Source organism: Clostridium sp. UBA5988, from assembly GCF_002435615.1.
In the GTDB taxonomy this organism is placed as follows: Bacteria; Bacillota; Clostridia; order Clostridiales; family Clostridiaceae; genus Clostridium_J; species Clostridium_J sulfidigenes.
Genome location: NZ_DJBA01000020.1, coordinates 1 through 11040, shown reverse-complemented (window position 1 = coordinate 11040; position 11040 = coordinate 1). Strand labels below are relative to the sequence as shown.

At 28.7% G+C, this 11040-nt stretch carries 12 protein-coding genes and 1 riboswitch; of the genes, 8 read left to right on the top strand and 4 right to left on the bottom strand.

Going from position 1 to position 11040, the window contains the following annotated elements:
• Positions 1-28 precede the first annotated feature (28 nt).
• From B3J31_RS04235 to B3J31_RS04210, 6 genes are all read left to right on the top strand, one after another.
• The gene (locus B3J31_RS04235; RefSeq protein ID WP_346873677.1) at positions 29-658 is read left to right on the top strand and encodes an AI-2E family transporter; all 630 of its coding nucleotides are present in this window, start codon (positions 29-31) and stop codon (positions 656-658) included.
• A 222-nt stretch (positions 659-880) separates the two neighbouring features.
• On the top strand, positions 881-1489 hold the full coding sequence (locus B3J31_RS04230) for a hypothetical protein (protein ID WP_346867824.1): 609 nt from the start codon (positions 881-883) through the stop codon (positions 1487-1489).
• Between the two features lie 269 nt (positions 1490-1758).
• Positions 1759-3039 carry an HD-GYP domain-containing protein gene (locus tag B3J31_RS04225; protein ID WP_346867825.1) on the top strand — a complete coding sequence of 427 codons (1281 nt, stop codon included), beginning with the start codon at positions 1759-1761 and terminating at the stop codon, positions 3037-3039.
• 55 nt (positions 3040-3094) lie between these two features.
• Positions 3095-3628, top strand: coding sequence for a DUF5317 family protein (locus B3J31_RS04220; protein WP_346867826.1), 534 nt, complete (start codon positions 3095-3097; stop codon positions 3626-3628).
• A 260-nt stretch (positions 3629-3888) separates the two neighbouring features.
• Positions 3889-4779 (top strand): ATP-binding cassette domain-containing protein, encoded by an 891-nt coding sequence (locus B3J31_RS04215; RefSeq protein ID WP_150845712.1) that lies wholly within the window; start codon positions 3889-3891, stop codon positions 4777-4779.
• Between the two features lie 2 nt (positions 4780-4781).
• Positions 4782-6098, top strand: a complete 1317-nt coding sequence (locus tag B3J31_RS04210; RefSeq protein WP_346867827.1) for an ABC transporter permease — start codon at positions 4782-4784, stop codon at positions 6096-6098.
• Positions 6099-6168: 70 nt separating this feature from the next.
• On the opposite strand, the gene B3J31_RS04205 is transcribed toward B3J31_RS04210, so the two are convergent.
• Positions 6169-6324 (bottom strand): hypothetical protein, encoded by a 156-nt coding sequence (locus tag B3J31_RS04205; RefSeq protein ID WP_167403121.1) that lies wholly within the window; start codon positions 6322-6324, stop codon positions 6169-6171.
• A gap of 114 nt (positions 6325-6438) precedes the next feature.
• On the bottom strand, positions 6439-7173 hold the full coding sequence (locus tag B3J31_RS04200; RefSeq protein ID WP_346867828.1) for a DUF3784 domain-containing protein: 735 nt from the start codon (positions 7171-7173) through the stop codon (positions 6439-6441).
• 243 nt (positions 7174-7416) lie between these two features.
• A riboswitch (Lysine riboswitch) is annotated at positions 7417-7588 on the top strand.
• A 140-nt stretch (positions 7589-7728) separates the two neighbouring features.
• Here B3J31_RS04200 and lysA point away from each other — a divergent pair.
• Positions 7729-9036, top strand: coding sequence for a diaminopimelate decarboxylase (gene lysA / locus B3J31_RS04195; protein WP_346867829.1), 1308 nt, complete (start codon positions 7729-7731; stop codon positions 9034-9036).
• A gap of 114 nt (positions 9037-9150) precedes the next feature.
• Here lysA and B3J31_RS04190 read toward each other — a convergent pair whose 3' ends face one another.
• On the bottom strand, positions 9151-9372 hold the full coding sequence (locus B3J31_RS04190; RefSeq protein ID WP_150845716.1) for a DUF2922 family protein: 222 nt from the start codon (positions 9370-9372) through the stop codon (positions 9151-9153).
• 58 nt (positions 9373-9430) lie between these two features.
• Positions 9431-9655, bottom strand: a complete 225-nt coding sequence (locus tag B3J31_RS04185; RefSeq protein WP_150845717.1) for a DUF1659 domain-containing protein — start codon at positions 9653-9655, stop codon at positions 9431-9433.
• Between the two features lie 189 nt (positions 9656-9844).
• Here B3J31_RS04185 and B3J31_RS04180 point away from each other — a divergent pair, with 189 nt between their 5' ends.
• A complete protein-coding gene (locus B3J31_RS04180; RefSeq protein ID WP_346867830.1) occupies positions 9845-10903 on the top strand; it encodes a P1 family peptidase in 1059 nt (352 codons plus the stop codon).
• Positions 10904-11040 lie beyond the last annotated feature (137 nt).

Below are 11040 nucleotides of genomic sequence, written 5' to 3'. Positions count from 1 at the left end.
ATTTTTCTATGAATAATTCAGGCTAAATATATTTATAGCAACAATTATATCTATTTACTTATTAGCTGGAAAAGAAAAGTTTTTTGCACAGATTAAAAAATTCTTATATGCTATGTTGCCGGAGAAACCTGTAAAATATGTAATAGAGCTCACTAGGTCTAGTCATAAAACTTTCATAGGTTTTCTTGGTGGTAAGTTGTTAGATTCATTAATTATAGGAGTCATATGTTTTGTTGGTATGAAGATATTTAAAATGCCATATCCACTTCTTGTAAGCTTTATAATAGGAATAACTAACATTGTCCCAGTATTTGGGCCATTTATAGGGGCAGTTCCTAGCGTTATAATTATATTTATTACTAGTCCAATTAAGGCATTATGGTTTATATTATTTATTTTAGTGCTTCAACAGTTTGATGGAAATATATTAGGGCCTAAGATTTTAGGAAACTCCACAGGATTGACTGCATTTTGGGTAATGTTTGCCATACTTTTAGGAAATGGATTATTTGGAGTGGTAGGAATGATATTAGGAGTTCCAACATTTGCTGTAATTTATTCAATTATAGTAAGTGTGATTAATAATGCACTTAAGGAAAAGGGATTGCCAGTAGAAGCTAAGGAATATGCAGCTCCAGAAAATAAAATTAAATTTTAGAAAATGTACATTAATATGTTGAGATATGGGATGAATCTATATCTCAACATATTTTTATTTTATAGTTTTTAAATTATTACAAATTATGGTAAAAAATAATCCATATTTCAATGATAATATAATAGAAATAGAACATTTGAAAATAATTACAGATAATAATATTGTTAATAAAGGAAATATTATGTATAATTTAACTGAAAATATAAAAATGAGGTGTTATTTATGGATTTTATGTCCTTTGAAGATGTTATAGCGAAAATTCAAGGTGTAACTCATAGTAAAGTAGTATATAATGATGAAGAAGTAGAAGAGGTTCATATAATTGCCAATACTACAAGATCACCTAAACAGATTGTAAGAGACATCGAATCAGCACTTCTTGCGATATTTAATTATAGAATAGATAGAAAATTAATTAGTATAGCTCAAATAGATACTGGGGAAACGAAGTCTATAAAGAGAATTAGATATGAAGGTATTTCTTTAGAAGTTAAAGATAATAACGTAAGATGTGAAATTAGATTAAATATGGATGACGATGAATATACGTCTACACAAACTGCAATTGGAACAAGTATTAATAGACTTAAGGTAGTAGCTAAGGCTACTGTGTCTGCTGTAGAAGAAATAATTGGACAAGTCTCTGTTTTTGATGTAGAGGATATAGTAATAAACTCAATTAGAGACGTATCTTATGTAACCGTTATTGTAAATATGATAAATGACATTGCAGAAGAGGTTCTAATAGGAACTGCCATTGTAAGAAATGATGTAAATGAGGCAATAGCAAAGGCCACTCTTGATGCAATAAATAGAAGAATAGAAAAATAGTTAAACTGGTTTAATGGCCGATTATATTTAAATTATATTCATATTTTATTTATCTTCCCTTAGCGGAGTGGAAATTATGACAGATTTTTAGCGGATCTTTGTTAATTTGCATATAAGGGGGATTTTATAATGAAAAACATGAAAAAAGTAATGCCAGCTTTAATAGCTTTAATAGCTTTAGCAATGGCAGGTGGATCAACTATCACTTGGGTGTTTTAATAGTTAAAGATAATAAATAATCGGCCTTAAATATATAGCGGAGGAATAAGATGAATAGTATATCTTCAAAACAAAAAAGATTTTTTCTTTCAATTTATATAATTACTATAATATCTTTTATAATACCTATAATTGAAGGGAAAATAAAAATAGAAGTTTGTAATTATGCAAATATTGTAGTATTTATAATTCTAACAGCAATTACAGAATCGTTTACTGTATATTTTAGGAATATGTCTTTTAGTACAAGCTTTGCGGTAACTATAGCATCTTATATTTTGTTTGGTCCTTTTCAATGCATTATAATTCTAGTAGTGGGATTCTTATTTAGAGTTATGAAAATAGATGATGGTAAATATAAACATGTATTTAATACTCCACTATATGGAACAATATTTAATTGTTGTGCGTTAATATTACCAGTTGTAGTTGGTAGTTTTTTTTATAAAACCTTAGGTGGACAATTTAGTCTAAACTTTATAGTTAGCAATATAGGACCATTGATAGTATTTTGTTTTGCTTTCATAATAGTTAATAGTTTAATAATGTCTATATTAATGTCTATAGTTACAAATAAGAATGTAGTATTCTGTTTTACGGGTAATATAAGAATGGGAATATTAAATTCTGTAGTTATGATTCCAATAGGAATTTTATTAGCGCTAGTATTTATTAAGTATGGTTATTTAGGCATAGTATTCATAACATTTTCATTATTATTAATTAGATATACTCTGCTGTTATATACAAGTTCAAAATCACAATTTATAGATACTGTTGAAGCCTTAATGAATGCAATTGATGCTAGGGATCAATATACAGAAGGACATTCTAGAAGGGTTGCAGAGATATCTGTAGCCATTGGAAAAGAGTTAAAATATAATCAGTGGAGTATTGAAGAATTAAATATAGCTGCTATGCTGCATGATGTGGGTAAAATTGGAGTTAGTGATGCTATTTTAAATAAACCAGGGAAGTTAACGGATGAGGAATTCGATGCAATAAAGGAGCATCCGGAGATAGGAATTAAAATAATTAAGGATATTAAAAATATTGATTATGTTTATCCTGTAGTTAGAAACCATCATGAAAGGTATGACGGAAAAGGATATCCAGATGGTAAAAAAGGTGATGAATTACCTTTAAATGTTTACATAGTTCAGCTAGCAGATACGGTGGATGCTATGGCATCTGATAGGCCTTATAGGAAAGGACTTTCGGAAAGTATTATTTTAGAGGAAATTAAAAAATATTCAGGTACTCAATTTCATCCTAAGGTGGCAGAAACTTATTTAAGAATTGTAGAAAAGAATGGTGGAAAGTTGCCTTAATATAATAATTAAAAATAAATCAACTTAAAATATTTTACATATATGGGGGATAGCCATGTTCTTATTTTCAGTAGTTCTTGGAGTAGTATTAGGATATTTGCTAAAAGGAAATATAGAAAACTTAAATAATCTCGAAATTAGAGGATGGTGGCTTATAGCCCTAGGGTTTTTAGTGGAATTTATAATGAAAATTTTTCTTAAATCAGGACACCTTCAAATTGGAAGTTTAACTTATGTTTTAAATATAGTAATGTATAGTTGTATAATAGCATTTATATATATCAATAGAAAATATAAGATGATTTTAGTCATTGGGATAGGCTTTTTATTGAATATAGTGGTTATATTCGGAAATGGATGTACTATGCCTATTAGTACAAAGGCTATGGATATATTAAATGTAAGTGGACCAGTAGAAACTAAAGGTTTATATTCTATTATTAGTGCAGAAACAAAGTTTAAATTTCTAGCAGATGTAATACCATATAAGTTATGGAAGTATGGAGGAATAGCCAGTATTGGAGATATCGTATTATCTATAGGTATCATTGGTATTATAATAAAGGGAATGAAGCTTAGAACAGATTAAAATAAATATAAAATTATATATTTAATGCTTATAGAACACCTTTTAGGTGTTTTTTGCATATTACATAGAATAATAAAATATAATTGTTGAAGAAGAAAAGAGGTATAAGTTTAAGTAGTTTCAAGTGAAATTCAAGTTATATTTAAAAAAAGTGTATTGACTACAAATTAACAATAATATATATTTATACCATGGGTAAAAAAGGATTTACATAAAGTTATAACATAACTCAATTGAAAAAATTGATAAGGGGAGGAAATATGGCGTTAAAGGTAAATAATCTTGCTAAGAGCTATGGTGATAAATTGGTAGTTGATAATTTAAGCTTTTCAATAGAAGAACCGGGAGTTTTTGGATTATTAGGAACTAATGGTGCAGGAAAAACTACTACCATAAGAATGATGCTAGGAATGTTGAAAAAAGATAATGGAAGGGTTACTTGGAATGAGAAACCTTTTAATTCTAAAGAAGTTACAACAGGATATTTAGCAGAAGAACGTGGTATATATTCAAAATTTACTGTGTTAGATCAATTAATATACTTTGGTGAGTTAAAAGGAATGACTCGCAAGGAGGCGTTAAAAAGTATTGAATATTGGCTTGAAAGATTAGAGGCTACTGAATATAGAAATAAAAGAGCAGAGCAATTATCAAAGGGTAATCAGCAAAAAATACAATTTATTGCAGCCTTAATATCTAATCCAGAAGTACTAATTTTAGATGAACCTTTAAGTGGACTTGATCCAGTAAATACAGATTTGTTTAAAGATATAATTAAGGAAGAAATAGCAAGAGGCAAATATATAATAATGTCAAGTCACCAAATGAGTACTATAGAAGAGTTTTGTGAGAATCTTGTTATACTTAATAAAGGTAAAACTGTGTTAAGTGGTAATTTAAAAGAGATTAAAAAGTCCTATGGAAGAAATCACTTAATTTTAAATTGTGATGGCGATATAAAAGAGCTATTGGAAAAAGCTAATATGAAAATTTTAAATGAAAATCAAGATTATATAGAGTTAAGTATTAATAATGAAGATGAAGCTACAAGTTTACTTAAAGAAATATTAAGTAAAAATATTCAAGTTATTAGATTTGAGCTTAGGGAACCAACTCTTCATGAAATATTTATTGAAAAGGTAGGTGAGTAGAAATGAGTATGGATAATTTCTGGAAGGTTACAAAATTTACTGTAGCTCAACAAGTTAAGGGTAAGGCATTTAAGATTTCTACCACCATAATATTGATAGCGGTGCTTATATTAACATCATTAGTAAATTTTATTCCTGCGATTTTTGGTAAGGATGATGACAGTAAAGAGGCAACTAATGGTAGCAAAGAAATTGGAATAGAGACTGCTTATTATATGGATGACTCTGACTTGAAGGTAGATTTAGAGTCAGGATTAAAAGTAGCTTTTCCAAATTTAAATTTTAAAAAGGCTACAGAAAGTAGAGAGTCTATATTAGAAAAACTTAAAACTATGGAAGATAAGATGGTTTTAGTTTCTATTAGTAATGAAAACATAGGATATTACGTAGAGGTAATAACACCTACTAGTGATGCTGTATCTTCAGAGGATGGACAAATATTAGCAGAAACTATATCTAGTATTTTAAATAATAGTAGATTAATTAAGGCTGGAGTATCACAAGAAGAGATAGGAAAATTATCTACACCTATAAACACTCAAGTATTTACTGCAGGTGATGAGGATGATACCTTGGAAGATATGATAATAAAAATGGTATTTCCTATGGTAGCGTGTATGCTACTATTCTATATAATTTATTTTTATGGATATTGGGTTGCCAGCTCTATAGTTGCAGAGAAAACCTCAAGAGTAATGGAATTATTACTTACATCAACTAAACCAATGGAACTTGTTGTAGGTAAGTGTGTTGGTATGGGATTCTTAGCAATAACTCAGTTTGCATCTATATTACTAACTGCATATATATCCTTTATAGGAAGTGGAGCTATAGTTAAGAAGTTTATAGATACATCTGCAAATATATTTGATATATCAACAGTACTTGGAAAAATTCCAGTGGTACAAGTGGTATTAATAATACTATTCTTTATATTAGGATATGTATTGTATGCTATTATAAATGCTTTAGTTGGTGCAACTATAAGTAAGTTAGAAGATTTAAATACAGCTATAATGCCAGTATCATTTATTTCAATAATTGGTTTTTACCTAGCATATGCGGCTATAATGTCTCCAGAATCAGTGATAGGAACCATTGCAACCTATGTACCATTTTCAGCACCGTTTTATATACCATCTATGATTTTATCAGAAACAGTAGGTATAGCTCAGATGGGAATTTCATTATTAATATTAATAGCAACAATTGTAGTGTTGACTCTATTTACAGCTAGAGTATACTCTGTAGTAATACTTCATACAGGTAATAGACTAAAAATAAAAGATCTATTCACCATATTTAATAATGAAAAATAGTATAATGAAATTATAAGTTTAAAGCTAACTAAGAATAAAATTGTAAAAGATTATTCCTAGTTAGCTTATCTTATCTAAAGGTAGTATGAGTAGAAGGTTCATTTTCTCCATATGGAGAATGCTCATTAGCTTTATTTTTAACACCTTCTTGATATTTAGGGGATATTGGATCAGATTTTAGTGAAGTAGTTTTTTTATTTTTAGTTTTACAAGAATTTTTAGACATAATACTTCCTCCTTAATATGAGTAATATTATCATTTGTAGAATTACATAAAATAATACTAGTAATATGTTGTATATATGGTAGTGATGTTATAATAAAAATTCATGTTATGGTATTATTTATCTAAATCTAATTTATTTATAATATCCTCATAGGTTGTATTAGTATTTTTTGAATCTTTATAGTTAATGTAATAATGGGAAGGGCTTGAGTCCAATATGATTTCAATGAAGGGACCCTCTTTACTAGCTAAGAATAGCTTAGCTTTAATATCATTTTCTAGACTATAACTTCCTTTTTGAACTCTACCCATGTCTATGCCGCCTGTCCTAATAAGAATTTTAGGCATTTCATTTACTAGGGATACACTTTTTATTTTATCCTTTGTAATTGAAGCATTAACTCCACTAGATATTTTTATAGAAGTATCAGTGATTGTTACTTTAGTTGTTGAATAACCAATAGCCATTATAGGTATACAAGTTATCAGCATAATAAATATAACTATTACTAATACGATTTTTGTTTCTTTACTAGAGTTTGGATTATGGTCAAAGCGTTGACAATTATAAATAGAATACAGTAGTACAATTACAGTTAGAACTATAAAAATAGCTAAAGAAATATTAAAAAAATAATTTAATATAAATCCAATAATATTCAAACTAGAGATAAAAAAGAATATTTTACTCATATAATTTCCTAAGGCTTCAATTTCCACATTTGCTTTTTCTTCTTTACTCATAGTGTTGTATCCTGAGATTAGCCAATACCACTTTAATTTACTTATGCATATTCCAATTGCAAAGAATAAGGATGCAACAATCAAAAGTACAATTTTTATTCCCATAGAGATACCTCCTAAATACAGTATATAATATTATATACAAATTATATGATTAGTTGTGAAATATATCAAGAAAATAAAGTAATAATTACAAAATAAAAGAAGTAAAATTTGAAATGTATACGTTATATTAAAAAATATATCAAATAAATATTGACTATGTTTGTTGAGTATTATATTATTAAGAAAATTAAAATATTTATCCCAATAAGTATTAAAATTAAATTTAGATAATTAAGAGATGTTATTTAGGGTAGAGGAGCTTTTACCAAAAGTATTCTTGAGAAGTGGGCACACGATGATACAAGAAGAAAGGGGAGAAAAGCCGAAGAGAATAACCTGGCAAGGATATACTCTGGGATAGTACAAAATATGTGCTATACTGCCACTATGAAAATAGTGGAGAGCTACAAAGTAACACCTGTTGTGTTCATAGTGAATTAAATTGAGCGTGACAAGGGTGTTCCTTTGTCCGCCTTTTTTTATTTTGGTACATAAGTACCCAAATAAATATTACTCTCATAAACTTATAGTGGGGAGCTGAAAGGAGAATTTACTATGAACTTATTTGGAACAATGAATGTTAGAGAAAACAATCTTTTTGTGGGTGGAATTAATACTTTAGAGCTGGTTAAAAAATTTGGAACTCCTCTTTACGTCATGGATGAAGAGAAAATTAGAGATAACTGTAGAAGATATATGAAAGCCATGGGTGCAAAAATGAATGATAACAAAGTAGCCTATGCTGGAAAAGCATTTTTAACTAAGGCTATTGTTCAAGTTATAAAGAATGAAGGCCTATGCTTGGATGTTGTATCAGGAGGAGAAATTTACACTGCTATAGTCAGTGAATTTCCTATGGATAAAGTATATTTTCATGGAAATAATAAAACTATTGAAGAGATAAAACTAGGAATAAAAGCGGGTGTTGGAACCTTTATTGTGGACAATATGATGGAATTAGAGAATATTAATAATATATGTGAGGTTTATGGAAAAACTCAGGATATATTACTTAGAATAATTCCGGGAATTGAGGCACATACTCATGAATATATCAAGACTGGACAGATTGATTCTAAGTTTGGATTTACTCTTTTGGAGGATAATATATTTAGAGTAGTAAAGAGTATAAGTGAGCTTGAGAATATAAATTTAAAAGGACTTCACTGTCATATAGGATCGCAGATATTTGATATAGAACCATATAGAGAAGCTGTAAGGATTATGATTAATTTAATGAATAATATTAATAATCATTTTGAAATTAGTATGACAGAACTTAACCTAGGTGGAGGGTTTGGTATATATTATGGGGAAGGTGACGATCCCAAAACTATAGAGGAATATTGTGCTGGAATTTTAAATGAAGTAGAGAGTTGTAGTAGAAAGTTACAGATGAAGAATCCTAATATAATAATAGAACCAGGTAGAAGTATAGTTGGAAATAGTGGAATCACTTTATATACTATTGGAGGAGTTAAAGAAATTCCTAATATTAAAAAATATGTATCTGTAGATGGGGGAATGACAGATAATATAAGACCATCATTATATAGTGCACAGTATCAAGGATTAATAGCCAATAATGTAGAAAATAATGAAGAAGCTATGGTTACTATTTCTGGTAAATGTTGTGAATCAGGAGATGTATTAATTAATGATATAAGTCTTCCAAAGGTAAAAAAAGGTGATATATTAGCAGTGCTTTCTACAGGAGCCTATTGCTATTCCATGAGTAGTAATTATAATAAGATTCCTAAGGCGCCAGTGGTTTTAGTTGGAAAATTAGGACCAAGGCTCATATGTAAAAGAGAAACCTACGAAGATATGTTAAGAAATGAATTAGATTTAGACATTATATAGTAATTAATTTTAGCTTATAGCAAGAGACACAGGTGAAAGGAAATGAAAATATAAAAAGGGAGTGATATAAACACGAGGATACTGAAAAAGTACCCTCGTGCTTATCACTCCTTTTTAGTTACCTAATGGGTGTTCAGTAGTGCTAGTATCTACGGTTATAGCAGAAGTTTTAGAAACTAATTTTCCATTTTTGCTTTTAAATATTCCAGTTGATATAATATAGTCCATTATATTGTTAATTTCTGTAGGTGATATACTGTCTTTAACAGAGTTAACTGTAAGATTAAATTTATTTTCCGTTTCATCCTTAAAGGTCATAACTAATTTTTTTTCCATTATTAATCCTCCTTATTTTTTAGAATTATAATTATGAGAGAGTAGAAATTTTTTATCTTTAGCCTTCATTCAAAGTATAATCATCTAGTTTTTTAATTTCTGTAGGTTCACTTATTAGTACAGATCCAATTACTATGCCTAAATTGTAGACTTCTTCATCAGTAGCAGATCCACTTACCTTTGAAAATTTTTGACTTTGAATTTTCGGACTACCATCCTGGTTTTGCCCCTTTGTATATTTAATAACTAAGGCTGTATTATTTTTAGTATTTGTTATTGCCATAGTATCAACTCCTTTCAATGAACATATATGCCTTTGAAGATAAAAGTGGAAAATAATTATAAAACTTTGAAATGTAGAAAGATAATATAGTAAAATTAAGAAGATGAATATTTAATAAGTCATTATTTAAAAATATATAGATAAGTGTATAGAGTGTTATAATAAGTGATTTGAATTTAGGAGGAAATAATGAAGAGAATTAGAGATTATGAAGTTACTGTAGGAAAATTACCAAGGGGAGAAAAAAATAAGATTACTGATGTAAAAGGAGTAAAGGTAGGTCATGTTACATTAAAATATGGAGATGTAAACACAGGAGTAACAGCTATATTACCCCATGATGGAAATCTATTCAAGGATAAAGTATATGGAGCTGTTCACGTAATAAATGGTTTTGGAAAGACTGTAGGAACCATACAATTAGAGGAGCTTGGAACAATTGAAACACCAATTATGCTTACAAATACTTTAAATGTAGGGACAGTAAGTCAAGGATTAGTCAGATATATGCTTTCAATAAACACTGATATAGGTGTTGAAACAGGAACTATTAACCCTATAGTTGGAGAATGTAATGATGGGTATCTAAATGATATTAGAGGACTTCATGTTAAAGAAGAGCACGTATTTGAAAGTATAAATAATGCATCTACAGATTTTTTAGAAGGAGCAGTAGGAGCAGGAACTGGAATGAGTTGCTTTGGGTATAAGGGTGGCATAGGATCTTCTTCTAGAAAAATAAATATAAAAGATGAAGAATATACACTAGGTGCATTGGTACTATCGAATTTTGGAATCAAGGAAGATTTTATACTTAATAACAATGATATAAAACCTATGTTATATGGGAATAATATAGATATAAATGTAACTAACTCAAACTGTAATATAGATAATTTGGAAAAGGGATCTATTATGATAATTTTAGCTACAGATGCTCCACTATCACCAAGACAATTGAAAAGAGTTGCAAAGAGAAGTATTGTGGGTATAACAAGATTAGGTTCTTATCTTGGAAATGGAAGTGGTGATATAGCAATTGCTTTTAGTACAGCTAATAAAATTAAACATTATGAGGAATGTGTAACTAGTAAAGTTAATGTAATTAATGAAAATTATATCGATTTCTTTTTTAGAGCAGCTGCAGAAGCTGTAGAGGAGTCAGTTCTAAATTCTCTAATTACGGCCGACACAGTTATTGGTCGAAATGGAAATAGAAGAGATGGATTATCTAAATCCTTAGATTAATAAACAGGATTGTATATAAGAATTAGAGTATAAGTCACTCAGAAGTTTAGCACGTGAAGTTTTTTTAGGCGATAGCCAGTTGATTTGTAACGAGTTACTGATATTTATCACAAAAATTATATATTCCGATTTTTACT

Bases quoted from the DNA above. Each gene is read 5' to 3' on its own strand.
- B3J31_RS04180 (WP_346867830.1), top strand. From the start codon at position 9,845: ATGAAGAGAATTAGAGATTATGAAGTTACTGTAGGAAAATTACCAAGG.
- B3J31_RS04225 (WP_346867825.1), top strand. From the start codon at position 1,759: ATGAATAGTATATCTTCAAAACAAAAAAGATTTTTTCTTTCAATTTAT.
- B3J31_RS04230 (WP_346867824.1), top strand. From the start codon at position 881: ATGGATTTTATGTCCTTTGAAGATGTTATAGCGAAAATTCAAGGTGTA.
- B3J31_RS04210 (WP_346867827.1), top strand. From the start codon at position 4,782: ATGAGTATGGATAATTTCTGGAAGGTTACAAAATTTACTGTAGCTCAA.
- B3J31_RS04220 (WP_346867826.1), top strand. From the start codon at position 3,095: ATGTTCTTATTTTCAGTAGTTCTTGGAGTAGTATTAGGATATTTGCTA.
- B3J31_RS04185 (WP_150845717.1), bottom strand. From the start codon at position 9,655: ATGGCAATAACAAATACTAAAAATAATACAGCCTTAGTTATTAAATAT.
- B3J31_RS04215 (WP_150845712.1), top strand. From the start codon at position 3,889: ATGGCGTTAAAGGTAAATAATCTTGCTAAGAGCTATGGTGATAAATTG.
- B3J31_RS04205 (WP_167403121.1), bottom strand. From the start codon at position 6,324: ATGTCTAAAAATTCTTGTAAAACTAAAAATAAAAAAACTACTTCACTA.
- B3J31_RS04200 (WP_346867828.1), bottom strand. From the start codon at position 7,173: ATGGGAATAAAAATTGTACTTTTGATTGTTGCATCCTTATTCTTTGCA.
- B3J31_RS04190 (WP_150845716.1), bottom strand. From the start codon at position 9,372: ATGGAAAAAAAATTAGTTATGACCTTTAAGGATGAAACGGAAAATAAA.
- lysA (WP_346867829.1), top strand. From the start codon at position 7,729: ATGAACTTATTTGGAACAATGAATGTTAGAGAAAACAATCTTTTTGTG.